The organism is Gordonia abscondita, assembly GCF_032711245.1.
Taxonomy (GTDB): Bacteria; Actinomycetota; Actinomycetes; order Mycobacteriales; family Mycobacteriaceae; genus Gordonia.
Genome location: NZ_CP128986.1, coordinates 2706931 through 2732241 on the forward strand (window position 1 = coordinate 2706931; position 25311 = coordinate 2732241).

At 68.1% G+C, this 25311-nt stretch carries 23 protein-coding genes; 13 read left to right on the plus strand and 10 right to left on the minus strand.

All coding sequences use genetic code 11. The features are described from left to right. Nucleotides 1-4 precede the first annotated feature (4 nt). A complete protein-coding gene (locus tag MP11Mi_RS12765) occupies nucleotides 5-667 on the minus strand; it encodes an ACT domain-containing protein (protein ID WP_420039285.1) in 663 nt (220 codons plus the stop codon). Between the two features lie 6 nt (nucleotides 668-673). Further along, the gene (locus tag MP11Mi_RS12770; protein ID WP_420039286.1) at nucleotides 674-1051 is read right to left on the minus strand and encodes a YbjQ family protein; all 378 of its coding nucleotides are present in this window, start codon (nucleotides 1049-1051) and stop codon (nucleotides 674-676) included. A gap of 119 nt (nucleotides 1052-1170) precedes the next feature. On the opposite strand from MP11Mi_RS12770, the gene gatC reads away from it, so the two are divergent. Next, nucleotides 1171-1494 carry an Asp-tRNA(Asn)/Glu-tRNA(Gln) amidotransferase subunit GatC gene (gene gatC, locus MP11Mi_RS12775; protein WP_420039287.1) on the plus strand — a complete coding sequence of 108 codons (324 nt, stop codon included), beginning with the start codon at nucleotides 1171-1173 and terminating at the stop codon, nucleotides 1492-1494. Then, on the plus strand, nucleotides 1495-2994 hold the full coding sequence (gatA, locus tag MP11Mi_RS12780) for an Asp-tRNA(Asn)/Glu-tRNA(Gln) amidotransferase subunit GatA (protein WP_420039288.1): 1500 nt from the start codon (nucleotides 1495-1497) through the stop codon (nucleotides 2992-2994). Here the strand turns inward: gatA and MP11Mi_RS12785 are convergent. Next, complete coding sequence (locus tag MP11Mi_RS12785; protein WP_420039289.1) at nucleotides 2964-4256, minus strand: alpha/beta-hydrolase family protein; 1293 nt, start codon at nucleotides 4254-4256, stop codon at nucleotides 2964-2966. The two genes, gatA and MP11Mi_RS12785, sit on opposite strands and share 31 nt — an antisense overlap. Next, a complete protein-coding gene (locus tag MP11Mi_RS12790) occupies nucleotides 4157-4777 on the minus strand; it encodes a hypothetical protein (protein ID WP_420039290.1) in 621 nt (206 codons plus the stop codon). Before MP11Mi_RS12790 ends, MP11Mi_RS12785 begins: the two co-directional genes overlap by 100 nt. A 165-nt stretch (nucleotides 4778-4942) precedes the next feature. On the opposite strand from MP11Mi_RS12790, the gene MP11Mi_RS12795 reads away from it, so the two are divergent. The 3 genes from MP11Mi_RS12795 (at nucleotide 4943) to MP11Mi_RS12805 (ending at nucleotide 7927) form a co-directional block, all read left to right on the plus strand. Beyond that, nucleotides 4943-6172, plus strand: coding sequence for a sensor histidine kinase (locus MP11Mi_RS12795; protein WP_420039291.1), 1230 nt, complete (start codon nucleotides 4943-4945; stop codon nucleotides 6170-6172). Between the two features lie 10 nt (nucleotides 6173-6182). After that, on the plus strand, nucleotides 6183-6824 hold the full coding sequence (locus tag MP11Mi_RS12800) for a response regulator transcription factor (RefSeq protein ID WP_420039292.1): 642 nt from the start codon (nucleotides 6183-6185) through the stop codon (nucleotides 6822-6824). 71 nt (nucleotides 6825-6895) lie between these two features. After that, entirely contained in the window at nucleotides 6896-7927 is a 1032-nt protein-coding gene (locus tag MP11Mi_RS12805; RefSeq protein WP_420039293.1) for a 6-phosphofructokinase, read from the plus strand. Nucleotides 7928-7958: 31 nt separating this feature from the next. Here the strand turns inward: MP11Mi_RS12805 and MP11Mi_RS12810 are convergent, their stop codons facing one another. Beyond that, on the minus strand, nucleotides 7959-8183 hold the full coding sequence (locus MP11Mi_RS12810; protein WP_420039294.1) for a PspC domain-containing protein: 225 nt from the start codon (nucleotides 8181-8183) through the stop codon (nucleotides 7959-7961). Nucleotides 8184-8313: 130 nt separating this feature from the next. Between MP11Mi_RS12810 and gatB the strand changes: the two genes are divergently transcribed. Then, nucleotides 8314-9825, plus strand: a complete 1512-nt coding sequence (gatB, locus tag MP11Mi_RS12815; protein ID WP_420039295.1) for an Asp-tRNA(Asn)/Glu-tRNA(Gln) amidotransferase subunit GatB — start codon at nucleotides 8314-8316, stop codon at nucleotides 9823-9825. Between the two features lie 15 nt (nucleotides 9826-9840). Here gatB and MP11Mi_RS12820 read toward each other — a convergent pair whose 3' ends face one another. Next, entirely contained in the window at nucleotides 9841-10977 is a 1137-nt protein-coding gene (locus MP11Mi_RS12820; RefSeq protein ID WP_420039296.1) for a PQQ-dependent sugar dehydrogenase, read from the minus strand. A gap of 81 nt (nucleotides 10978-11058) precedes the next feature. On the opposite strand from MP11Mi_RS12820, the gene MP11Mi_RS12825 reads away from it, so the two are divergent. Continuing rightward, a complete protein-coding gene (locus MP11Mi_RS12825) occupies nucleotides 11059-12186 on the plus strand; it encodes a DoxX family protein (RefSeq protein WP_420039297.1) in 1128 nt (375 codons plus the stop codon). Here MP11Mi_RS12825 and MP11Mi_RS12830 read toward each other — a convergent pair. Continuing rightward, nucleotides 12176-13687, minus strand: coding sequence for a helix-turn-helix domain-containing protein (locus MP11Mi_RS12830; protein ID WP_420039298.1), 1512 nt, complete (start codon nucleotides 13685-13687; stop codon nucleotides 12176-12178). The genes MP11Mi_RS12825 and MP11Mi_RS12830 overlap by 11 nt on opposite strands. Nucleotides 13688-13797: 110 nt before the next feature. Between MP11Mi_RS12830 and MP11Mi_RS12835 the strand changes: the two genes are divergently transcribed. The 6 genes from MP11Mi_RS12835 to MP11Mi_RS12860 are packed head-to-tail and all read left to right on the plus strand — an operon-like array spanning nucleotide 13798 to nucleotide 21340. Then, nucleotides 13798-14883 carry a FecCD family ABC transporter permease gene (locus MP11Mi_RS12835; protein ID WP_420039299.1) on the plus strand — a complete coding sequence of 362 codons (1086 nt, stop codon included), beginning with the start codon at nucleotides 13798-13800 and terminating at the stop codon, nucleotides 14881-14883. Beyond that, the gene (locus MP11Mi_RS12840) at nucleotides 14880-15935 is read left to right on the plus strand and encodes a FecCD family ABC transporter permease (RefSeq protein ID WP_420039300.1); all 1056 of its coding nucleotides are present in this window, start codon (nucleotides 14880-14882) and stop codon (nucleotides 15933-15935) included. Before MP11Mi_RS12835 ends, MP11Mi_RS12840 begins: the two co-directional genes overlap by 4 nt. A 35-nt stretch (nucleotides 15936-15970) precedes the next feature. After that, a complete protein-coding gene (locus tag MP11Mi_RS12845; protein ID WP_420712786.1) occupies nucleotides 15971-16825 on the plus strand; it encodes an ABC transporter ATP-binding protein in 855 nt (284 codons plus the stop codon). Continuing rightward, the gene (locus tag MP11Mi_RS12850; protein ID WP_420039302.1) at nucleotides 16822-18531 is read left to right on the plus strand and encodes an ABC transporter ATP-binding protein; all 1710 of its coding nucleotides are present in this window, start codon (nucleotides 16822-16824) and stop codon (nucleotides 18529-18531) included. Before MP11Mi_RS12845 ends, MP11Mi_RS12850 begins: the two co-directional genes overlap by 4 nt. Next, entirely contained in the window at nucleotides 18528-20306 is a 1779-nt protein-coding gene (locus MP11Mi_RS12855) for an ABC transporter ATP-binding protein (RefSeq protein WP_420039303.1), read from the plus strand. Before MP11Mi_RS12850 ends, MP11Mi_RS12855 begins: the two co-directional genes overlap by 4 nt. A 17-nt stretch (nucleotides 20307-20323) precedes the next feature. Continuing rightward, a complete protein-coding gene (locus MP11Mi_RS12860) occupies nucleotides 20324-21340 on the plus strand; it encodes an ABC transporter substrate-binding protein (protein WP_420039304.1) in 1017 nt (338 codons plus the stop codon). A gap of 17 nt (nucleotides 21341-21357) precedes the next feature. On the opposite strand, the gene ilvD is transcribed toward MP11Mi_RS12860, so the two are convergent. The 3 genes from ilvD to MP11Mi_RS12875 all read right to left on the minus strand — a co-directional run bounded on the left by ilvD (nucleotide 21358) and on the right by MP11Mi_RS12875 (nucleotide 25149). After that, complete coding sequence (gene ilvD / locus MP11Mi_RS12865) at nucleotides 21358-23202, minus strand: dihydroxy-acid dehydratase (RefSeq protein ID WP_420039305.1); 1845 nt, start codon at nucleotides 23200-23202, stop codon at nucleotides 21358-21360. A gap of 141 nt (nucleotides 23203-23343) precedes the next feature. Next, a complete protein-coding gene (mgtE, locus tag MP11Mi_RS12870; protein WP_420039306.1) occupies nucleotides 23344-24678 on the minus strand; it encodes a magnesium transporter in 1335 nt (444 codons plus the stop codon). Nucleotides 24679-24732: 54 nt separating this feature from the next. Then, nucleotides 24733-25149: a PH domain-containing protein gene (locus MP11Mi_RS12875; RefSeq protein WP_420039307.1), complete on the minus strand. Its 417-nt coding sequence runs from the start codon at nucleotides 25147-25149 to the stop codon at nucleotides 24733-24735. Nucleotides 25150-25311 lie beyond the last annotated feature (162 nt).

The following is a 25311-nucleotide window of genomic DNA, read 5'->3' on the forward strand; positions in this document are numbered from 1 at the left end:
TGCGCTACGGCGAGGGGGCGTCGATGACGGTCGAGATGATCCCGGTCAGATAACCGAGGCGGGCGACCTCCGACGGACGAAACTCCGGGCCGCCGGTACGGCCCAACAGCAGCGCCTTGGAGCCGTCGCCCATGGGGGCGGCCGCTAACGTCGTGTCCATGTCGCGCCAGACATCGGGGACCCAGTCGTTGTCGGAACCGAACCCGGCGGCAGTGTTCAGTGGAAGCCAGTCGGCGTGCTCCAACGGCGTCTCGGGTGCGCCCGAACTCGCGAACAGGGTGAGCACGTCCATGCCGGGTTTGGCGATCACCATCGCCCACGATGCGCGCAGCACACGCGGCGAATGGTCGACGAGCACCTGCAGACGGTCGGGGCCGCCTGTCGCGACGACGTCGATCAATTCCAGTTCCTGATGGGTGTCGAGCACATCGGAGAACGGGCGCAACGATTCGACGCGCACGTCGTGCACGTTCTGCGCGGCGGTGATGAGGGTGTCAGGTAGCGACGTCGACGGCAGTTCGACGACGATGTCGTCGATCGCGAAGCCGTCTCCGCGTTCGATCACTTCGAGAGACCTGATGTCTGCGCCGACCGCGCCCAACTCGACCGCGAGCATGCCGAGGCTGCCGGGTCGGTCGGAAAGGCGGAGGCGGAGTAGGTACGACACCGCCGACTACTGCTGCGGCGGAAGCGGAGCGACCGGCTGGCTCGGCACCGGCGGACCACCGACCAGCGCGCTCACACCCACCGCGGTCCCGTATGCGCAGACTTCGACGCCGCCGCCGCCCGCGTACTCGGTGGTCTCGAACCGGAACGCGAGGACCGCATTCGCGCCGCGTCCCTGCGCCTCGGCGGCCAACCTGCTCAACGCCTCCTGACGGCACTCCTGAAGCAACTGGGTGATACCGCGCAATTCGCCGCCCGCCAACGACTTCAGACCAGCACCGATGTTCGACCCGATATGGCGGGACCGGACCGTGAGGCCGAAGCATTCGCCGAAGACGTGCTCGATCCGGTAACCGGGAAGTTCGTTGGTGGTGACGATGATCATGCCCATCACGCTACGTCGCCCGCGCCGCCGAGGCCACCGCAAATCCGTCCAGGGCTCTCCCATATCCTGGACGGTATCCATCCCAGGGTCCAACCCGCAGGCGAGAAAGGTACTTCGCGATGCCCACCGAATCGGAGTCCGCAACCTCACCGGCGATCAGCCGAGACGAGGTCGCGCACCTTGCCCGGCTGTCGCGTCTCGCGTTGACCGACGCTGAACTCGATCAATACGCAGACCAGCTCGACTCGATCCTCACCCATGTCGCGCAGGTCGCCGAGGTGGCCGCAGGCGATGTGCCGCCGACAGCTCACCCAGCCGACCTGCAGAACGTGCTGCGTCCCGATGTAGTCGTCGCCGGTCTCACACCGGAGCAGGCACTGTCGGGTGCACCCGCCGTCGAACAGGACCGTTTCGCCGTACCGCAGATCCTCGGGGAGGAATAAGTGACCGAGACCAGCACCCGCGCCGCCGGCGAGATCACCGGGCTCTCAGCAGCCGATCTGGGCGCCAAGATCGCGTCCCGCGAACTCTCCTCAGTCGAGGTGACCCAGGCGCACCTCGACCGAATCGCCGAGGTCGACGACCAGCTCGGAGCGTTCCTGCATGTCGGAGCCGCCGAAGCGCTTGACGCGGCCCGCGCCGCAGACGCGGCGATCGCCGCCGGGAAGGCGCCGAGCGCGTTGACCGGCGTTCCGATCGCCCTCAAGGACGTCTTCACGACGACCGATGCGCCGACCACCTGCGGTTCCAAGATCCTCGAAGGCTGGGTGTCGCCGTACGACGCGACACTCACCCGCCGTCTCCGTGAGGCCGGCATCCCGATCCTCGGCAAGACCAACATGGACGAGTTCGCGATGGGCAGTTCCACCGAGAACTCGGCCTACCAGGTGACCCGCAACCCGTGGGACGTCGACCGCATCCCGGGCGGCTCCGGCGGCGGCAGCGCGGCCGCGCTCGCGTCGTACCAGGCTCCGCTCGCCATCGGCACCGACACCGGTGGTTCGATCCGTCAGCCAGCCGCGGTCACCGCGACCGTCGGAGTGAAGCCAACCTACGGCACCGTCTCACGGTACGGCCTCGTCGCCTGCGCTTCGTCGCTCGACCAGGGCGGTCCGTGCGGTCGCACGGTGCTCGACACCGCGCTCCTGCACGAAGTGATCGCCGGACACGATCCGCGTGATTCGACGTCGATCGACGCACCGATCCCCGACGTCGTCGCGGCCGCCCGCGAGGGCGCGAATCGTGACCTGACCGGGGTCCGAATCGGTGTCGTCAAACAGTTGCAGGGCGACGGCTATCAGGCGGGCGTCCTCGAATCGTTCCAGCAGGCGTGTGCGACGCTCACCTCATTGGGTGCGACGATCGTCGAGGTCGACTGCCCGAGCTTCGCGTATGCGCTCGGCGCGTACTACCTGATCCTGCCGTCGGAGGTGTCCAGCAACCTCGCACGTTTCGACGCGATGCGGTACGGCATGCGGGTCGGCGACGACGGGACGCACAGTGCCGACGAGGTCATGGCCCTCACCCGCGCCGCCGGGTTCGGTCCGGAAGTCAAGCGCCGCATCATGATCGGCACCTATGCCTTGAGCTCTGGCTACTATGACGCCTATTACGGCCAGGCGCAGAAGGTCCGCACCCTGATCGCGCAGGACTTCCAGAAGGCGTACCAGGAGGTGGACGTCCTGATCTCGCCGACCACTCCGACGACCGCGTTCAAACTCGGCGAGAAGGTCGACGATCCGCTGGCCATGTACCTGTTCGATCTGTGTACCTTGCCGGTGAACCTCGCCGGGACCGCCGCCATGTCGGTGCCGTCGGGTACCGCGAGCGACGGCGGTGCGGTCCTGCCCGTCGGTCTGCAGATCATGGCACCGGCCCTCGCCGATGATCGTCTGTACAAGGTCGGCGCCGCTTACGAGGCGGCTCGCGGGCCCATCGTCTGACAGCCGGCGGGCATCTGCGCGACGGCGAGCCCCTGCTCGACGCCGTAATGGTGCCCGCTGCCGACCGGGCCGTCCAATGAGACGGCTAGGTCGAGGGCGGTCCCGACGAACGACGCCACGGGAGTCCACGGGACTCGCATCGACGGTTCTGCACCGATCGTGCGGGTACCGCTCGCATGGTGGGGTGCGCGCCATAGCAGCGACGCCTGGAAGTCGGCGACCGGGTCGGTGGCGTTCGCGATGCTGACTCGGCGAGCGCAGTCCGGCAGCGATTCGACGCTGCCTGCCGGAGCCCCCGACAGCACCGTCCCGGAGACGTCGACGCCGGTGCGGTCCGCCCAAGCGCGAGCGGCGTCCGCGCCGATCGCGCCAAGACTCTGCCCGTAGAGGTAGATCTGCGGGCGGTGGGCCATCGTCGCCGACCGGTCGTCGAGTGCACGCAGCACCGCGATCGCGCTCGCACCCGCGACGTCCGGCGAGCGGACGTACGCCTGCCAGGACGGCACGTCCGAGTACTGCATGCCCAAAAATCGGACCGACCCATCGAACCGGCTCACGAATCCGTCTACGGCACTCGCATCGATCCATCCGGACCCGGTGGGCACGGCAACCACCACGGCCCTCTGATCGGGTCCGTCCGACGCGGCCCACGTGTCGACGAGTGCGTGAGCACGCTCGTCGAACGAGCCGTCGGAGAGCATCGAGTATGTGAGCCGCGCATCGTCGGGAAGGTTCGGTGCTGCGGCGTTCGCGGTGGCCGCGGGTCCCGCGACGAGTGCAGCGAGGACGGCTCCGATCGCCCAGGCTCGTGCCGGAATCACGACGACCGCGCCCGCGACGAGCAGCGGCACCCCCGCGACAGTCGCGACCCACCCGATTCCGGGGGTCGGGGCACCGAGGTCCTCGCACACCCGCGTCTGCCACCACAACGCGGGTACCAGGAGTCCACCCACGACGACGGCCGTCCCGGCGAGGAATTCGCGGCTCGCCGTGCGGCCACGCGCTGCCATCGAGACCAGCGAGCCCACGCCCATGCCGATGAGTGCGAGCACCGTGCCGACGACTGCGAGAAGCAGTGCAGGGCGCGGTAGCTGACCTGGCGCCAATGCCACAGCCCACCCGGCGACGCCGCCGACGACCACTGCGGGATGCACGCGGGCGATCATCGCCGTGTTCCGATCGTCTCGACGACGCGCAGCGTCGTCGTCGACATCATGTCGCCGGTCGACTCGGACACCGGTGTCCGCCAGTCCTGCCGCCACGAGTTGCTGGTGAGACCGCCGTCGGCGACGGTGGCCGCGAGATCGCACAGCGGGTTGGAGCAAGAGTCGTGCATCGCATCGATGAGCATCCCGTCGAGAGCCCGCCGCGCCCACTGGGCGGCAGGTCGGCCGGTGTGCTCCCCGAAACGGAGCAAGTCGTAGCCGAAATCGTGTGCGCGACATGCTGGTTCGAAACGGCCCGGCAGTGGTACCGGTGACGAGCAGGATCCGGTCGGGTTCACCGGCCGCGCGTCCTCCAGCACCGGTCGGTACCCCATCACGGACTCGAAGCCCGCGGGCAGATGGGCGAGGGCGTCACTCGGCGTCGACCCGACGAGGTCGGCGATCGCCCGGTCGACATCGGTCGCAACGGGGCCGACCCGAGGCGGGGACGCGGAGGCCACCGCTGCGACGCCGGCGGCGCCGACGATGAACAAGGCCAGCAGACTGGTCGCCAGGCCGAGACATGCACGTCGGACGGCATGTCGGACACGATCGGCGGGAGTGGGTTTCTCGGTCATGCGATCACCATCGCAACGAGCGGCGCCTACGCGGATCGCTCGCGAAAGCGATTGAAGCCCCGTACATTTCGGTGACAGACGGTGCCGGCATCACCCGGCGGTACGGGGACGATCTCGCTCCTGTGGGGGAGGTGCCCACGCATGCACCGGCCTTACGGTCGAGATGTGAAGAGACTGTTCCGCAAACGACTGGCAGTCGTGCACCGTATCTCCTTCGACGCGGTGCCCGACCCGATGCTTCGCCGATACCTGGGAAGCGTGTGGAATTGGGTCGCGATGGTGGCCGCGGTGACGATGACCGCGGTCACGTGGCCCAACCTCGCGATGTCGAACCCGATGCCCGCGTATCTGCTGCCGCTGTTCGCGGTGGCGGCGTCGGTGCCGATGGCGCTGATCTTCGCCGGGCCGGTCGCGGTGCGCACGGGGTGGGCGATGGTAGTGGTCACCGGCTCGGTCGCGAGCCTAGTCCCGCACCCGGACTCCGACTTCCCGATGCCGATCCCGATGTTTCTCGTCCTGCTTGCGATGACGTCAGCAGCACTGATCACCCAGCCGTTGGTGAGATTGCCGGTGGTAGCCGCTATCACCGCGGGCGCATTCGTGATCGGTGTCGCGCCGGGCGCGAAACTCGGGTGGATCTTCGCGCTGGTGGTCGCGACGATCGGCATAGCGTTCATTCGCTATCGGCTGTCGTCGCAGAAGCAGATCGAGGAACAGACCATCGAGACGGAAACCGCTCAGGCCAGGGAGGCGGTCCTCGCCGAACGGACCAGAATCGCGCGGGAACTCCACGATGTCGTCGCCCACCGCATGTCGATGGTCGTCGTCATGTCCCAGACCGCGAAGTACCGGCTCGCCGCGGCCGACGAACCGGAGACCGTGGGGCCGGCGACGCAGTCCGAGTTCACCGCGATCGCCGACGCCGCCCGGCAGTCGCTCGACGAGGTTCGGCAACTCCTCGGCGTCCTGCGGCCCGCGGACTCGCCGTCGACCCGACCTGTGCAAGGGGTCGGCGACCTGCCGGACCTCATCGCTCGGGTCCGAGCGGCAGGCGTGAGCGTCGAATACGCCGACCGGGTCACCGAGTGGGGTGAACCGGGCGCGGCAGGTGCCGCCGTCTACCGGATCGTGCAGGAGTCGCTGACCAACGCAGCCCGCCACGCACCTGGCTCGAACGTCGCGGTCCGGATGGTGGTAGACGACGACGGGGCGGCCGTCGTCTCGATCGTCAACGGTCCGCCCGCCGACCCGGACCACGTGCCTCAGCCCGGGGGAGGGCAGGGACTCATCGGGATGGCCGAGCGCGCGTCGGCCGTCGGCGGCGGTCTGACATCGCAGACGACGCCCGACGGCGGGTTCGCGGTCACCGCGACGATCCCGTTGCGACGCCGATAGGGTGACTCGGGTGAGTGTGACCGTGGTGATCGCCGACGATCAAGCGATGGTGCGCGCCGGTTTCGCGGCCCTGCTCGGAGCGGCGGACGGCGTGTCGGTGCTCGGCGACGCCGAAGACGGGATCGAGGCGGTCGACGTGTGTAAACGTCTGCAGCCCGACGTCGTCCTGATGGACGTGCGGATGCCCCGTCGCGACGGGCTGTGGGCCGCGCAGCAGATCATTTCGAGCGGTTCGTCGACACGCGTCCTCATGTTGACCACGTTCGACATCGACGACTACGTGTATTCGGCGCTGCGGATCGGCGCGTCCGGCTTCATGCTGAAGGATGCGCCGGCTGACGAACTGGTACGCGCCGTCCGGGTGGTGGCGGCCGGTGACGCGCTCCTCGCACCCTCGGTGACCAGGCGGCTGATCGCGGACGTCACCTCGCGCACAGTGAAGACGGCGTCGCAGGCGGTGAACGTGTTGACTCCGCGGGAACGCGAAGTGCTCGAGACAGTCGCGGACGGCAAGTCGAATGCGGAGATCGCCGCCGCGCTCTTCGTGTCCGAGCAGACCGTCAAGACGCACGTCAGCAATGTGCTGACCAAGCTGGGCCTGCGCGATCGTGCGCAGGCCGTCGTTTTCGCTTACGAGAACGGACTCAAGTAGCGGCACCCGTGCTGCCGGGACGACGTTCCCGTGTTGTCATAGAGTCCGACGGACAGGTGAGGGAGACGAATATGGCGAGATTCGGGATTCTGACGTCCGGCGGCGACTGCCCCGGCCTCAACGCGGTGATTCGCGGAACCGTCCTACAAGGCGAAATGGTGTACGGCCAAGAGTTCGTCGGATATCGAGACGGTTTCCGGGGGCTCGTCTACGGCGACGTGATGCCTCTCGAACGCAGTGTCGTCCGCGGCATCTCACAGCAGGGCGGCACCATCCTCGGGACCAGCCGGTTCGGGCCGTACACCGAACCGGACGGGACACCGGAGAACATCCTCGCGCACATGCGGCGGCTGGAAATCGACGGGGTGATCGCAATCGGCGGGGACGGGACGATGGCCGCCGCGAACCGCCTTCGCGAGGACGGGGTGCCGATCGTCGGCGTGCCCAAGACGATCGACAACGATCTCGTCGCCACCGACTACACGTTCGGTTTCAACACGGCCGTCGAGATCGCGACCGAGGCCGTCGACCGGCTACGGACCACCGGCAACTCGCATCGACGGTGCATGGTGTTGGAGGTGATGGGACGCCACGCGGGGTGGATCGCGATGTACGCGGGAACGGCGGGCGGAGCGCACGCGATCTTGATTCCCGAACAGCCGGAGAGCCTCGACCAGGTGTGCGAGTGGGTGGCGAGCGTCCGCGACCGCGGCCGCTCGCCGATGGTCGTCGTCGCCGAGGGATTCACTCTCCCCGATATGAACGAGGCGTATTCGGACAAAGGGCTCGACGGATTCAACCGGCCCCGGCTGGGCGGGATCGGCGAGATCCTGGCGCCGCTCATCCAGGAGCGGACCGGCATCGAGACCCGGGCGACTGTCCTCGGCCACATTCAGCGCGGCGGGGTCCCGTCCGCGTGGGACCGCGTGCTCGGCACGAGGTTCGGGCAGGCAGTGAGCGATCTCGTCGCCGACGAGGCGTGGGGCCAGATGGTCGCACTGCGCGGCATGGACATCGTCCGGGTCCCGTTCGCCGACGCCGTCGGCCACACCAAGAACGTCCCCCTCGATCACTACCGGGGTGCCCGCGCGATCTTCGGCTAGCACGGTAGTTCCGCGCGGCGTCGAGGCGCCGTCAGTCCTGCGGGATCACGAGCCAGAGGATCAGGTAGAGGAGCACTTGCGGTCCAGGCAGGAGGATCGACGCGACAAACGCGATCCGGACCCAGGTCGCGTCGACGCCGAAATAGTCGGCGAGACCGCCCGCGACACCCGCGATCCGCCGGTTGGCGCGCGATCGGCGGAGTCGGCGCGGCTGCGCGGGGACGGTCGGGTCGGCGGTGTACGGCGGCAGGCTCATTTTGGGGCGTCCTCTTCTCGATGTTCGCGGGGGCTTTCTCGCGCGCCCCGTGTCGTCCACGCTACGAGCGGCACCGTGATCGGGGCATCGGTGCGATCCCCGAGATCGACCCCCAGATACGATGGAGCGCATGAGTGCGGCTACCGACGAACTGATGGACTTCGACGACGTCATCGAGACTTTCGACCCGGTGATGGGCATGGAGGTCCACGTCGAACTCGGCACCGAGACCAAGATGTTCTGCGGGTGCCCGACGACGTTCGGCGGTGACCCGAACGCTCAGGTGTGCCCGTCGTGCCTCGCGCTGCCCGGTGCGCTGCCCGTCGCTAACGCCACGGCCATCGAGTCCGCGGTCAAGATCGGGCTCGCGTTGAACTGCTCGATCCGCGAGTCGAGCGTGTTCGCGCGGAAGAACTACTTCTACCCGGATCAGCCGAAGAACTACCAGATCAGCCAGTACGACGAGCCGATCGCCTACGACGGGTACCTCGACGTCGTCCTGATCGACGGCACCACGTGGCGGGTTCAGATCGAACGCGCCCACATGGAGGAAGACACCGGCAAGTCGCTGCACATCGGCGGGAGCACCGGCCGAATCCACGGTGCCAGCCACTCGCTCCTCGACTACAACCGTGCGGGCGTCCCGCTCGTGGAGATCGTGACCCGCCCGATCGAGGGCGCGGGGGAACGCGCGCCCGAAGTGGCCCGCGCCTATGTGACCGCACTCCGCGATCTGCTCAAATCGCTCAACGTCTCCGACGTGCGGATGGACCAGGGGTCGATGCGGTGCGACGCGAACCTTTCGCTCATGCGCAAGGATGCGACCGAGTTCGGGACGCGTACGGAGACCAAGAACGTCAACTCGCTGCGCAGCGTCGAGACGGCGATCCGATTCGAGATGCAGCGTCAGGCCGCCGTCCTGACGACGGGCGGCGAAGTGATCCAGGAGACTCGTCACTTTCAGGAGGCCGACGGCACGACGTCGGCGGGCCGTCGTAAGGAGACGGCCGAGGACTACCGCTACTTCCCGGAGCCCGATCTGCCGCCGGTGATCGCCGACCCGGCCTGGGTCGAGTCGATCCGTGCGACGCTGCCCGAGCTCCCGTGGATCCGGCGGGCCCGTATCCAGGAGGACTGGGGTGTTTCCGATGAGGTGATGCGCGACCTGGTGAACGTCGGGGCCGTCGACCTGATCATCGAGACCGCCGAAGCGGGCGCGTCCGCGTCCGCCGCCCGTAGTTGGTGGGTGTCGTTCCTCGCGCAGCAGGCCAACAGTCGCGGTGTCGAGTTGGCGGAACTGTCCATCACGCCGAAGCAGGTAGCCGAGGTGATTAGTCTCGTCGACGCAGGCAAGCTCACCAACAAGCTGGCCCAGCAGGTCGTCACCGCGGTGCTCGACGGCGAAGGCGAGCCCGCGCAGATCATCGCCGACCGTGGACTGGAAGTGGTGCGCGACGATTCGGCATTGCAGAAGGCAGTCGACGACGCGCTCGCGGCCAATCCCGACATCGCGGAGAAGATCCGCGGCGGCAAGGTGCAGGCCGCAGGCAAGATCGTCGGCGACGTCATGAAGGCGACTCGCGGGCAGGCCGACCCGGCCCGCGTCAAGGAACTCGTTCTCGCCGCGTGCGGAGCCGAATAACAGCCGAGGGCCGGTCTACGTCCGATCTTCGGCGGGCTGCTGCGGGAAGAAGACGGCTACCCGGTCGTCGAACGATTCGATCTTGGTGCCGTGCAGCGTTTTATTGATCGTCGCGAGCTGGATCTTTCCGCCGAGCGTAGTCATCCGGCCGACGGCGCCGAACGTCTTTGAGGTGTCCTGCGCGTCAGGTTCGGACAAGACGGGGTTCGCGCCGTTCGGTTTGGCGAAGACGTCGAGGCGCTTCTTCGAGCCGATGGAGACGGCGATCGAGTCCGGGCTCGTCGCACACCCGGTGAGGCCCGGCCGGTCGGCCCACGTCCACAGCGTCTTCAGTGAATCGTGTGACACCAGGGACAGGCGGTCGCCTGCCTTCCCGCTGTCGGCGACGTAGAGTGACCCGGCGTCACCGTCACGACACAGGGCGACGTTCGATCGAAGTCCGCTTGCGAGGATCTTCGGCTGCGGGCCGTTCTGGTTGGGGTTGATCTGGAAGATCTTGCCTGCCAGTGACGAACGGTTCTGCGCCGCAGTGGGATCGCCGGCGTCGCCAGTGGCGACCGTCAACGTGTTCGGGTCGGTGAACGCGATCGACCCCATATTGCCGGTCGCGCCCTTCGGGATGCCGGTCAACACGGGCTTGACCGAGCCGGTCGGTGCGATGCGGACGACGCGGTTGTCGGACGGCGTGGTGATGAGCGCGAAGATCATCTGGTCTTGCATCCAGGTCGGCGAGAGTTCGAAGTCGACGAGCCCGCCGTCGCCGGAACCGTCGACGGCGACCGTCGCGACCGCGCGTTGCGGACCGTAACGCTTGGACAGGATGATCTTCCCGGTGGTGCGTTCGGCGACGTACGTGGTCTTTCCCTCGGCGTCCGCCGGGCGCACGCCGGAGGTCTGACTCAGGCACGTCGCGATGATCGCCGGATTCGGGTCGACGCACGGACCCTGTGGTGGCTCGCCCGGCTCGTCTGGCGAGTCCGGAGCACTCGGCGCCGACGGTTGGTACACCTCGGTCGGGACCTCGCTGAACGTGCCCTGGTCGGCAGTCGCCGTCTGGTCGTCGAAACTCGCGCACCCAGCGGATGCGGCGACGGTGGCGAGGAGGACGGCCGCCGTGACGGCTCGCCGCGAGAGACTCGATGGCAGCGGCATCACTCCAGACTATGCGATCGTTACCAAATCGTCGGGTGGCGCTCGGCCTCGGATGGGGAGTGGGCGCATAACCTCGTTGATGTGAGTAGTTCCAATGACAACGATCGCGGCCCGGACGGCGGGGCACCGCGGCAACGGCCGCGCCGCCCCCGTCCCGACCGCGACGACTTCATCGAGCGACACGGTATCGAAGGGCGCGGGGGTGAAGGGCGCGGGCGACGGCCGGCCCCCGACCCGCGGCCCGCCGACGAGGCGGCCGAAGTCACCGACGCCATCGACGCCGGTGAACCGACGTCGATCATCGAGGCCGCGTCGTCGCCCGCAGACGACAACGACACCGCGGTCATCGCGACGGTGAACGACGCGGACGACGGCGAGGAGTCGGAGACGACGCGACTGCCGCGAAGCGACGTCGAGGTCCAGTCGTCCGACGAGCCGGTGACCACCGAGCCGTTCGAGGATCCGGACGACGAACGCGACCGCCCGCGCGGCGAACGGCGCACCGCCGAGCACCTGACGCAGGATCCGCTCCCGTACATCGAGCCGCAGCCGACCCTGCCGATCGAACCGCCCGCCGTCGTCGAGACCGAACCCTTCGACGACGAGCCCGCCAACGAGCCGGTGGCAGCGGTCGCCGCGCCTGCGGAGCCGGCTCGACGCGGCACGATCGACCTCGGTCTGCTCATCCTGCGCGTCGCGCTCGGTGGGGTCTTCCTCGTCCACGGCCTGCAGAAGTTGACTGGCTGGATGAACGGTCCCGGCGTCAACGGCTTCGCCGATTTCCTCGCTAACTCGTCCGACCCGAGCCTCGGTTTCGACGAGAAGGCCACCACGACTCTGTCCTTGGTGGCGGGCATCAGCGAGACCGCTGGCGGCGTGTTGCTGATCATCGGTCTCCTCACCCCGATCGCGGGCGCGGCTGTCCTGTCGAGCATCCTCGTCGCGATGACGTATAAAGCGACGCTCGCGCAAGGTGTGTGGTTCTTCGCGGCCGACGGCAACGGGAACGGCATCGAATACGAGGCGATGCTCGCCGCTGCGGCTGCCGCGGTCATCCTGACCGGGCCCGGTCTCTATTCGGCGGACCGCAGGTGGGGGTGGGCACGCAGACCCGCATGGGGATCGGCTGGGTGGCTGGTCGTCGGCATCGGCGTGGCCGTAGCCGTCTGGATCGTGTTCAACGGGGCGAACCCGCTCGTCACGAACTGACTCGCTGCGCGAGACAGGCGCGCGGCGACATACCGTGATGCTTGCTGAAGTCGCGACTGAAGCCGGACAGATGACGGTATCCGACGTGTCGGGCGGCCGTGCTCGGCGCGGTTCCCGACTCGATGAGTCTGCGTGCCACGTTCATCCGCATCGAGGTCCGCCACCTCGTGAAACCCAGGCCCGTCTGCTCGCGGAACAACCGGTCGAGGCCGGTGTGGTCGATGCCGAGTTCCTCGGCGATCAGTGCGAGCGGGCGGCTGTCTGCGGGGGAGCGCTCTACGTGGCGGGCTACGGTCTGTGCCGCCGGGTCCCACGGTGCGTCGGGGGCCGAGCCGGTGCGTCGAGGTGCGCGCTCAGTGAACAGATCGAGGATGTCAACGCGCCGGTAGCCATCCGGCCGGATCGGCGTGCGGTTGGCGATCGCCTGGCGCAATACCTCGTCGTGGTTGGTCGAGTCGACGTGGACGACGGTGACGTCGTCGAGTGCGACCGCCAACTCGTCCGTGTTGAACACGAGGGGAAGAGCAATCGCTTCGGCGTCGACGTCGACAGTGTGCTCGACGTTCGCGGGCATCCAGACGGCGTCGCCGCGCGACAGAGCGAGAACATCGTCGCCCACTCGAACGCGAGCGGTTCCTTTGTGGAGCCACAGGAACACGTGCAGGTCGGTGTGTACGCACGGCGGTGCGCTCGTCGCAGGCACGGCGGGTGGCGCGCACCGGTCGATCTCGTCGGTCACCGCCGAGAGGAGTGCCTGCCCTTCACGAGATCGGCGGACTCGCGCGCTGACCGTCGTCACCTGGTTCGCCGCCCGCCACTGCACCGGGGTCTGCCCGAACCGACGGGCGAACGCTCGGATGAACCCGTACGACGTGCCGAATCCGACCTGGTGCGCGGCGTGCGCGACCCGATACCCGGCGCGTAGATATTCGGCGCCGGCTTCGAGTCGGCACGCGGTGCGCCAGTCGCTGAACGACATTCGGGTGTCGCGGACGAAGATCCGGCGCAGCGTCCGCGCGCTGACCCGCACTTCGCGTGCCCACTCGTCGATGGTCAGATCGATCGCCGGGTCACGGTGGAGGGCGGTCGCGACGTCGCGGCCGGGCGGCGTCAGCGGCAACGGCGGTCGCGGTGCGTCGGTGCGATTGAGAGTGGACACGATCTCGGCCGTGCGATAGCCGGGGCTGCGTAGCGGCGATGACCACGCCGCGAAGTGGTGCAGCATCCAGTCGGTCCAGGACGGGGCGAGCGAGTGGACGGCCGGGGACGGGGGAAGGTGTTCGAGGCCGGTCGTCGGGATCGAGATGGGGACGACGAGACCGTCCGCGTCGACGGTCACCTCGTGCGGGACCGTCGCCGGGATCACCAATGCGTCACCGGGTACGAGTGTGTGGTCGTCGGCACCGCATCGGACAGAGGCCTCGCCGTCGGCCACCCACAGCAGAAGGTGGAGGTCGCGGTGCGTCCGTTCCGGAATGCGAATGGGGGGCCGGTTGCTCATGGGTCTTCCTCGTCCGATGGATGTTAAGTACTTGTCCACTTAGGACGACCACCTTTATTGAGGGGAGCCTACCTTTGGTGGGGGCTGTCCGGCATAGGAGGGAGGGGTCCATGAGCGACACGACGACCATCGGGTCACCCGTCGCTGTCGCTGTCGCCGAGGATCCGTCGGGCAGCACCGCGGCGGCCGTCGCGCGTCGTCTGTCGGGCTTGGTCGCGGCGGCGGCGGTGCTCGTTGTCTGCATCGGCCTGAGTCTCGCGATCGGATCGAAATCGATTCCGCTCGACGACGTCTGGCATGGACTGTTTGACGCGTCCGGCACGCCGAACGACTTCGTGATCAGGGACTACCGCATTCCGCGGACGGTGATCGCCGGCGTCGTCGGAATCGCACTCGGCGTGGCGGGCGCGCTGATTCAGGCGTTGACCCGCAACCCGCTCGCCGACCCAGGCATCCTCGGCGTCAACGCGGGCGCGGCTCTGTTCGTCGTGGTTGGCTCCACCGTGTTCGGGATCGGCGCGATCGGCACTTCCGTGTGGTTCAACCCGGTGTGGTTCGCCTTCGCGGGCGCGCTCGTGGTGACCGTCGCCGTCTACCTGATCGGTTCGGCGGGTCGAGGACCGGCCGACCCGACGCGACTGACCCTCGCCGGGGTGGCTGTCGGCGCGGTCCTCACCGGGATCACGACGGCGTTGACCCTCGTCAACACGGAGGCATTCGACACGATCCGAACGTGGAACGCTGGCTCGCTCGTGGGACGCGGATTCGACGTCCTCGTCCCGGTCCTCCCGTTTTTTGTGCTCGGTCTCGTCCTGGCCTCGGTCGCCGCTCGACCGCTGAACGCCATCGCGCTGGGGGAGGACTTCGCCGCGGCCCTCGGCGCGCCGGTCATCAGAACCCGGATCGTCGTGGTGATCGCGGTGACGCTGCTCGCTGGAGGCGCGACCGCCGTCGCTGGGCCGATCGGCTTCGTCGGCCTCATGGTTCCGCACATCGCGCGGTGGATCGTCGGCCCCGACCAGCGGTGGATCCTCGCGTACACGTGTGTCCTCGCGCCGATCATGGTGATCGCCTCCGACGTCCTCGGCCGTGTCGTGATGAGGCCCGGGGAGATCCCGGTCGGCATCGTGACCGCGTTCGTCGGTGCGCCGGTCCTCATCGTGCTGATCCGCAGGCGGAAGGCGAGCGGTCTGTGAACACGACCGAGCGGGTCGACTTCGGTCGACCGACAGCGCGGCTGCGCGTTGGCCCCGTCGCGTGGCGTTATGACGTCCGCGCTGTGTCCGTCTGCGGGGTGATCCTCGCGTGCGCGGCGGTGATCAGCCTGTTCGCCCTCGCCGTCGGCGACCTGGAACTGAGCCTCGGCGACGTCGTTCGGTCGCTGGCCGGGCGCGACGACGGTATCGCGGACATCGTGGTCAACCAATGGCGTGGACCGCGGGTGGTCGCGACACTGGTGTTCGGTGCGGCACTAGGCGTCTCCGGTGCGATCTTCCAATCTCTCACCAGGAACCCGCTGGCGAGCCCCGACATTATCGGGTTCTCTGCCGGGTCGTATTCCGGCGCCCTGATCGTCATCGTCGTGTTCGGCGGCTCGTACCTGCAGACAGCGGGCGGCGCGCTGATCGGCGGGATCGCGACCGCGACCGTCGTCTATCTACTCGCCTATCGGGGCGGAGTGCAGGGATTCCGTCTGATCATCGTGGGAATCGCCGTCTCGGCGATGCTCGGCAGCCTCAACACCTGGTTCTTACTGACGGCCGACCTCGATGTCGCGGTGAGCGCGGCCGTGTGGGGTGCGGGGTCGCTCAGTTCGGTCGGATGGGATCAAGTCGCGGTGGGGACGATCGCGGTCGTGGTTCTCGTCGGATGTGCGGCCATTCTCGCCCGACCGATGCGTCACCTGGAGATGGGCGACGACGCCGCCCGAGCGCTCGGGGTCCGCGCGGAACCGGCGCGTCTGGCCCTCGTCGCCGTCGGCGTCGCGTTGACCGCCACCGTGACCGCCGCCGCGGGACCGATCGCGTTCGTCGCGTTGGCTGCCCCGCAGATCGCGCGGCGCCTCACCCGCACAGCAGGCGTCGGCGTCGCCGGGGCCGCGTGCATGGGCGCACTGCTCCTGGCAGCGGCCGACTTCATCGCGCAACATCTGCTGCCCAGGGCGCTGCCCGTCGGTTTGGTCACTGTCGTCATCGGCGGAACGTACCTGATCTGGCTGCTCATCCGGGAGGTACGCCGCCGTGCCTGAGACCGGACGCGTCACCCACTTCGAGGAAGGACAAGATGACTCTGACCAGCGTTCGCACCATAACGGAACCCACGAATCGGGTCGTGTCGACCGAAAACCGACTCCGCGTGGAGAAGGCCACCATCGGATACGACCGACGGACTATCAGCGAGTCGTTGACGCTGGAGATCCCCGACCAGTCGTTCACGGTCATCGTCGGACCGAACGCGTGCGGTAAGTCGACGCTGCTGCGCGGCCTGTCCCGACTGCTCCGACCGTCGAAGGGCGAGGTGATTCTCGACGGTCAGTCGATCGGGTCGTACAAGGCGAAAGTCGTCGCCCGCAGGCTCGGGCTGCTGCCGCAGAGTTCACTCGCTCCCGACGGCATAACGGTCGGCGACCTTGTCGCTCGCGGCCGCTACCCGTACCAGGGGGTCCTCAAACAGTGGACGCAGGCCGACGAGCGCGCAGTCCTGGACGCGATGGCCGCGACCGGGGTGAGCGAGTTGTCGCCCCGGCTGGTCGACGAACTGTCCGGTGGTCAACAGCAGCGGGTGTGGGTCGCGATGGTCCTCGCCCAGCAGACCCCACTGATCCTGCTTGACGAGCCGACGACCTTCCTGGACATCGCACACCAGATCGAGCTTCTCGAACTGTTCACCGACCTCCACCTGGAGGGGCGCACCCTCGTCGCCGTTCTGCACGACCTCAACCAGGCCGCTCGCTACGGAACGCATCTGGTCGCGATGAGGGACGGGCGGATCGTCCAGGAGGGGCCGCCCGAGGAGATCGTCACCGCCGAACTCGTCGAAGAGGTCTTCGGAATGAAGTGTCTGGTTGTACCGGATCCGGTCACCGGCCGGCCGTCCGTCGTCCCGCTCGGCCGCGACCGCAGCGGGGCAACCCGATGACCGCGACCGCGGACGACGCGGGACTGCGTCGCCACTGGTTCGGGGTGCGTTGGCCGCTCCTGTTCCAGGCGTCCGCGAACCCTCGTCGTTCGGCGTCGATCGCCTACGACGACACGACGACCCCGGCAAGGTTCACCTGGCGTGTTGTGTTCGGCGCGCGGACCTACACGGTGCCGGCCGCCGGGCTGCTCGTCGTCAGCCAACTCGCCGGTGCGCTGCTGCCGGTGATCGCGGGCATCGCAATCGATCGAGGCGTCGCGACCGGCGACGTCGCCGCCGTCCTCGGCTGGACCGCCGTCCTGCTCATCGACGTCGCGGTGATGTCGGTTTCGTTCCGGTATGGGACGCGCATGGGGTTCTACGGGATGCAGACTGTGCAGCACCGACTGCGGACGCAGGTCACCGAACGACTCCTGGAACCGGCCGGGATGGCCGGGCGGACCCTCGACGGGTCGATGCTGTCGATCGCGACCGGCGACGTGTTCCGGCTGTCGGCCGGGATGCAGCTCGGAATCTACCCGGTCGGAGACGCTGCGGCCGTCATCGCGTGCGGAGCCGGACTGCTGGTCATCCACCCGGCACTCGGCGTCGCAGTCCTGGTGGCCGCGCCGATCCTCGTCGCGGTGATGACGCTCGCGGGCAGACCGCTGCAGCGGCGGAGCCGACACCAGCAGGCCCTCGTCGCCGCCGCGACCGGGCAGGGGGCAGACCTCGTGACCGGCTATCGCGTCATTAAGGGCCTCCGAGCCGAAGACGAGGCTGCGGCCCGGTATACGACCGCCAGTCGTGAAGCACTCGACGCGGCACTACTCGCACGGACCACCCGTGGGGTGTACGTCGGTGCCATGAACGTGGTGACCGGCCTGTTCATCGCCGGGCTGGCCATCGGAGCCGCATCACTCGCCCTGTCCGGTCGGATCAGCGTCGGCGACCTGATCGCCGCGGTCGGCCTGACCCAGTTCCTCATCACGCCGTTGACGGCGCTGCCGACCACCGGGGGTGCGGTGTGGGCGGTCGCTGTCGCCTCGGCCGAACGTGTCCTCGACGTGCTGCGGATCCCGGCGGCGGTGACCGACCCCCCGGAGCGGGCCGCGGCGAACGAGCGGGTCACACCGCACGAGCCGCCGGCCGTCGAGATGCCTGCCGCGTCTCTCGCCGTCGAGCCGGGGGAGTGGATCGGTGTGCGCGCCCGCGGCGCGGCTGCCCGCCATCTCCTCGACGATCTCGCGATCGGACGCGGAGTGCTGCTCGACGGGCGTCGCGCAGACGAACTCCCGGTCGAGACTTACCGTGCCGCCGTCGTGACCGCGCCGCACTCGGCAGACCTGTTCGACGGCACCATCGCCGACAATCTCGCGGGGCCGTGGTCCGACGACGGCGTCGACGCCGCCCTGCACGCGGCCGCGTGCGACGACATCCTCGATCTGCTGCCCGACGGAGTGGACAGCCGGGTCGGCGAAGGCGGATCCGCGCTGTCCGGTGGCCAACGCCAGCGGATCGCGCTCGCTCGGGCGTACGCGGCGGATCCGCCCGTCCTCGTCCTGCACGATCCGACGACCGCGGTCGACGCCGTAACCGAAGGAGCCGTCGCCGACCGTGCGCGCGGCGCCCGGCGAGGTCGATCGACCGTCGTGGTGAGCACCTCACCCGCGCTCCTCGCGATCTGCGACCGGATCGTCGACATCGACGAGCAGGTGAGCGTATGAGCACCGCGATCGACGCCGCCGAGACGGGCCGACTGCCGGTCGCGACCGGCGGCCAGACCGCCCGCGCCGCTTGGCAGGCGCTGCGGGGACGGCGCGCGCTGCTCGGCGTAGGACTGTTCTCGTCCGCGGTCGGTGCGGCGGCGAGCCTGGTGACCCCGGCCGTACTGGGGCGCGTCGTCGACGACGTCTCCGACGGGCGCACCGAAGTCTCGGTGTGGACGTACGGCGGCGTGATCGCCGCGGCGTCGATCGTGATGGCCGTGGCGTCGGCCGTCGGGATCGTCGTCGCGTCCCGCGTGCTGGAGCGGCTCCTCGCCGACCTCCGCGAACGCCTCGTCCACACCGCGCTGCGCCTGCCGCAACAGCGGGTCGAACGGTCCGGGACCGGCGACCTCCTGTCCCGCGCCAGCGACGACGTCGCGCAGGTGTCCGAGGCGTTGTCCCAGGTGCTGCCGACATTCGCGGCAACCGTTTTCACAATCGTGCTGACTGCGGCGGGTCTGACCGTCCTCGACTGGCGGTACGGTGTCGCCGTCGTGGCTACCGCACCCGCGTACGCGCTGGCCCTCCGCTGGTATCTGCGAACCGCGCCCGAGTTGTATGCGGCCGAACGCGCCTGCACCGGCACGCGCGCCCACCACCTGTTGTCGGCCCTCAAAGGCCGCGACACGGTGTTGGCGTACCGACTGTCCGACCGGCACAACCACCGGATCGCCGCCGCGTCGTGGGGTGTTGCGCGGTGGTCATTGCGGGCTAGGACGGTGCAGACCATGTTCTTCGGGCGGCTCGACGCGGCATTCGGAGCCTGCTTGGCGATTGTGGTGGCCATCGGGTTCTGGCTCGTCGACTCCGGTGCCGGGACACTCGGGACGGCAACGACCGCCGTACTGCTCTTCCTACGTCTGAGTGGACCGATCCGGCAATTGATGATCGTCACCGACATCCTGCAGTCCGCGACGAGCTCGCTGGCGCGGATCGTCGGCATCACCGAAATCGATGTCGCCCGTCCGACCGACACGCGCCCCGGACAACCAGTACCGGGACACCCCCTAGCCAGGGATGTCGTCCTCGAGGGTGTCGAATTCGGGTACGAGCCGGATCGGCCGGTGCTGCACGGTGTGAACCTGACCGTCGGCGACGGCGAGCGGGTCGCCGTCGTCGGCGCCTCCGGTGCGGGGAAGACGACGCTCGCCGCGCTCGTGGCCGGAGTCCACCCGCCGGGCAGCGGGCGGGTCGACCGGCCCGCCGACACGATGCTGCTCTCGCAGGAGACTCACGTGTTCGCCGGGACGCTCCGCGACAACCTCACCCTCGCCGCGCCCGATGCGAGCGACCGCGATGTCGTCGCCGCGCTCACCGACGTCGACGCCGGAGATCTCCTCGACCTGCTGCCCGACGGACTCGACTCGGAGATCGGCTCGGCAGGGCACGACCTGACCTCGGCTCAGGCGCAGCACGTCGCCCTCGCCCGTGTTGCGCTGGCCTCCCCGGACCTCGTGATCCTCGACGAGGCGACGGCCGAAGCGGGTTCGGCGCACGCCGGCGTGCTCGATCGCGCGGCCGACGCGGTGCTGGCCGACCGAACGGGACTCGTTGTCGCGCACCGACTGTCGCAGGCACGCGTCTGCGACCGGATCGTCGTCATGGCGGACGGTGCCATCACCGAGTCCGGAACCCACGAACAACTCGTCGCAGCAGGCGGTGTCTATGCCCGACTCTGGTCGGCGTGGGATATGCCGAGCCAGCCGAATCGACCCGAGAGATCCACCCCATGAGAAAGAGAAAAACACACATGACGACCACAACACGATCGGTGAACCGGCGTCGCGCGGCGTCGCTGTTCGCCGTCCTCTTCGCCGCGGTGCTGGCCATCGCGGCCTGCGGATCCGACGATTCGACCGCCACCGACGACGCCGCGTCGACTGGATCGGGCGGTTTCCCGGTCACCGTCGACACGGCTTACGGCGAGATCACGGTGGGCAAGAAGCCCGAGCGCGTCGTCGCGCTCGGCGGTGGAGCCTGGTCGGATTTCCTGTCGTTCACCGACGTCCACCCGGTCGCGTTCTCCGCAACCGGCAACTCGTGGCCGTCCGACCAGGAGGGGCTGGTGAATGACTACCCGTGGCTCAACGGCGCCGACATCGGCACCTACGATCCGAACGTCGTCACCGCGGAATGGAAAGCGTCCGCCGAAGCCATCGCGGCGTACCAGCCGGACCTGATCTTGGCCAACTCGTTCGCCGTCGACGAGAACATGTACAAACAGCTCTCGCAGATCGCTCCGACGTTCGTCGGTGTGTCGAAGGGTGTCGACGACTGGCGGACCACAGGTAAGGCGCTCGGACAACTCACCGGTACGAGCGAATCGATCGACGGAGCCATCAAACAGGTCGACGACGCTTATGCGGCGTCGCGCGCGAAACTGCCTGGCGTGCAGGGTAAGACCTACGAGTACGGATCGTTCGACGGCACCCAGTTCGCGTTCGGTAGCGGCGCGTGGCTGGAGGGCTTCGGACTCAAACCGGCCGCGAACCAGGTGATCGGCGGATCGAACGTCTCGCTGGAGAACCTCGATCAGATGAACGGCGACGTCCTCAGCGTGTACGTCCGCGACGCCAAGACCGAGCAGGCACTGAAGGCGGACCCACGGTACGCCGCACTGCCCGCGACGAAGAACGGCACCGACCACATCTTCGGCACCACCTTCGCCAACGCGTCCAACGTCGCAGGACCGCGGAGCCTGCTCTGGGTCATCGACCAGTTCACGCCGATTCTCGAGAAGTCGGACCTGAACAAGTCAACTAACTGATCTGCCGCTCGGGTCGGTCAGTCGACGACGCGGACGGCGCCCTTGTCGGCGGACGACGCGAGCTTCGCGTAGGCGCGCAGCGCCTTGCTGACAGTGCGTTCACGGTCGCGGGGAGCCCACGGATGCTCGGAGGCCTCCATCTTGGCGCGACGGTCGGCGAGCGTCTCGTCGTCGACGAGCATCTTGAGGGTGCGCGTCTTGACGTCGATGAGGACCTCGTCGCCGTTCTCGACGAGCCCGATATCGCCGCCTGCGGCAGCTTCGGGCGAGGCGTGGCCAATGACGAGGCCCGATGAACCGCCGGAGAATCGTCCGTCGGTGACGAGCCCGCACTTGCGGCCCATGCCGGTCCCCTTCATGAAGGCGGTCGGGTGCAGCATTTCCTGCATGCCCGGTCCGCCCGCGGGACCCTCGTAACGGATCACCAGCACTTCACCGGCCTGGAGTTCCTTCGACAGGATGGCGTGGACGGCGTCCTCCTGGCTTTCGACGACACGCGCCGGGCCCTGGAAATGCCATAGCGCCTCGTCGACGCCTGCGGTCTTCAAGACGGCACCGTTTGGCGCCAAGTTGCCGCGCAGCACGCACAGACCGCCTTCGACTGTGTAAGCGTGCGCCACGTCGCGAATGCAGCCGTCGGCGGCATCTGTGTCGAGCGAGTCCCACCGGTTCGACGTGGAGAACGGTTCGGTGGTGCGGACTCCGCCGGGCGCGGCGTGGAACAGCTCGATCGCCTGGTCGGTGGTGGTGCCGCTCCGGATGTCCCAGTCGGCGAGGAACTCGTCGAGCGACCCGGCGTGGACGGGATGGGTGTTCGTGTTGAGCAGCCCGCCGCGGTTCAACTCGCCGAGGATCGCGGGGATGCCGCCCGCGCGGTGCACGTGCTCCATGTAGTAGTCGGGCGAGTTCGGGGCGACCTTCGCCAGGCACGGGACACTGCGCGAGATGCGGTCGATGTCGGCGAGGTCGAAATCGATTTCTCCCTCTTGCGCGGCCGCCAGGATGTGCAGGACTGTGTTCGTGGAACCGCCCATGGCGACATCGAGGGCCATCGCGTTCTCGAACGCTTCGCGGGTGGCGACATTGCGCGGCAGGACGGATTCGTCGTCGTCGTGGTAGTACCGCTTGGCGATGTCGACGACCATGTGACCGGCCCTGGTGAACAGGTCACGGCGGGCCACCTGGGTGGCCAGGGTCGAACCGTTGCCGGGCAGCGACAGACCGAGAGCCTCGGTCAGGCAGTTCATCGAGTTGGCGGTGAACATTCCCGAACATGAACCGCAGGTGGGGCAGGCGGCCTGCTCGACTTTGAGGAGTTCCTCGTCGTTGACGTTGCTGTCGGCGGACGCGGAGATCGCGTCGATCAAGTCGGTGCCCGGGTGGACGACGCCGTTGATGACGACCGACGTGCCAGCCTCCATCGGTCCGCCGGAGACGAACACGGTCGGGATGTTCAGACGCATCGCCGCGTTGAGCATGCCGGGCGTGATCTTGTCGCAGTTCGAGATGCAGACCAGTGCGTCGGCGGTGTGCGCGTTCACCATGTACTCGACCGAATCGGCGATGATCTCGCGACTCGGCAGCGAGTACAGCATGCCGCCGTGGCCCATCGCGATGCCGTCGTCGACGGCGATCGTGTTGAACTCTTTCGCCACGCCACCCGCGGCCTGCACGGCCTCGGCGACGATGTCGCCGACGTCCTTGAGGTGCACGTGTCCGGGGACGAACTGGGTGTACGAGTTGGCGATGGCGACGATCGGCTTACCGAAATCGTCGTCGGTCATTCCGGTGGCACGCCACAGCGCGCGTGCGCCGGACGCTTCGCGGCCGACCGTGGTGGTGCGAGACCGAAGGGCTGGCATGTTAGATCCTCGCTAAAGACGTCGATTGCTCACCCGGTCAGGGGCTGTGATCAGGTGTCCTACGAGTTTACGCGCCCGCTAGGCGACGTAGACCTCGGAGGGTGCAGCGCCCCGGCGGGTGGCGGCATTCCGAGCGCCGCGTCAGATGCCGAGGACAGTCTTCGCGATCGTGAAGTAGATGAGCAGGCCGGTCGCATCGCAGAACGTGGAGATGAACGGTGTGGAGAAGACGGCGGGATCGACCCGAATTGTCTTCGCGACCAACGGCATGATGCCGCCGACGGTCGCGGCGACGACGCAGATCGACACGATGGTCGCACCGATGACCGTGCCGATCTCGGTGTCGTAGACGACGGACGCGACGGCGAAACCCACCACGCCGAGAGCAAGGCCCATGGTCACGCCGACACGCGCCTCCTTGCCAGCGACCCGCAGCACGTCGCGTGCCCGGACTTCGTCCATGGCGAGGGCTCGGGTCACCGTCGTCGCGGCCTGCGAACCGGTGTTGCCGCCGATGCCGGTTAAGAGCGGGATAAACAGGGCGAGCGCCACCTTCTGCTCCAACGTCCCCTCGAACACTTCGAGGACGTTGACGGTCAGAATCGCGGAGATGGCGAGGACGAACAGCCACACCACACGGGCCCGCGTGATCGTGAACACCGACGACTGGAGGTACGGCGTCTTCAGCATCTCGTGGGCACCGGCTCGGGCGGCGTCTTCGTCGCGGGCTGCGGCCACCACATCGGCCGCGTCGTCGAGGGTCAGCATGCCGATCAGGCGGTCTTCGTTGTCGACGACGGGCATCGCGGGCAGGCTGAGGTCGACGCACCGGTGTGCCGCCACCTCTGCCGACGTCGTCGCATGGGTGTAGACGGGGGCGCGGCGGTACTCCTCGATGGATGCGGCGGGGTCGCCCAGTAGTAGGTCGCGCAGGCTCACCACACCGTGCAGGCGGCGTTCGTGGTCGACGACCGGGATCGTGTAGATCGTCTCCGCGTCGTGGCCGCGTTCGATAACGCGGGCGATGCCCTGCTCGACCGTGTCGTCGCGGTAGACGTGGACGAACTCGGGGCTCATCCGCCTACCCACCGAGTTCTTGCCGAACCCGAGAACGACCGATGTCGCCTCGCGCTCGGTGTCCGAGAGGGTGCGGATCAGGCGTTTGGCGACGGTCGCGGGCAACTCGTCGAGCAGTTCCGCGCGGTCGTCGGGATCGAGGTGGTCGAACGCGTCGACGACTTCGGAGGTGCCGAGCGTTTCGATGAGACGCGCCTGGGTGTTCGACGACATGTCGTCGAACACGTGGACGGCCTCGTCCTTCGGCAGCAGACGGAACGCGATGGTGCCGCGTCGAGTGTCGAGGCCGTCGAGCACAGACGCGGCTTCCTGCGACGCCATGGCGGCCAATTCGCGGGCAGCGTCCGTGAGCTGTGCGGAGTCGATGAACTCTGCGATATCGCGGGCGGTTACGGGCATGAGCAGGTACCTAACTGTGTTCGGGTCAGTCCTCCTGCGGCGGGTGCGCCAGGACTAGTCGGCAGCGGCGCGTCGCGCTTCCCGTTCGGCGGCGAACGGGTCCGGGACACGTCCACCGCTGGCGAGCGAGAGCTGCGGTACATCGTCGAAGCCGACCGCGGGCAGACGGATGTCGTCGCCGTCGACGGTCACCGCGCGCACCGAACTCCACTTCGGGAAGCGCAGGCCGGCCACCTCGTCCCACGACACCGACTGTTCGCCGAACGTTCCGACGGCGACGATGCCGTCCGAGTCCACATGCGTGTGCAGGCGGTTGATCCACCACACGAGCGCGATCGGCACCACTGCCAGGAAACCGAACCAGAGCGAGCCGCCCATCGTGATCACCACGAGGAGGACGGCGAGGAGCACGCCAGCATAGGCGAGGCGAGAGATCTTGAAGTCGAATACCGAGTCGGTCACGGCCACCATTGTTCCATGTGTGGCATTCGGTGTCGTCCGACGTGGATTTGACTCTGTCGGATCGGAGGCCTACTTTATTCCTCGTGATGGATCAGAAGCTTCTCGTAGTAATCGGTCGGCGCGTCAACGCCTGATCGGTCACTTCGTAGACCCTTCCGAAACACCCACGAC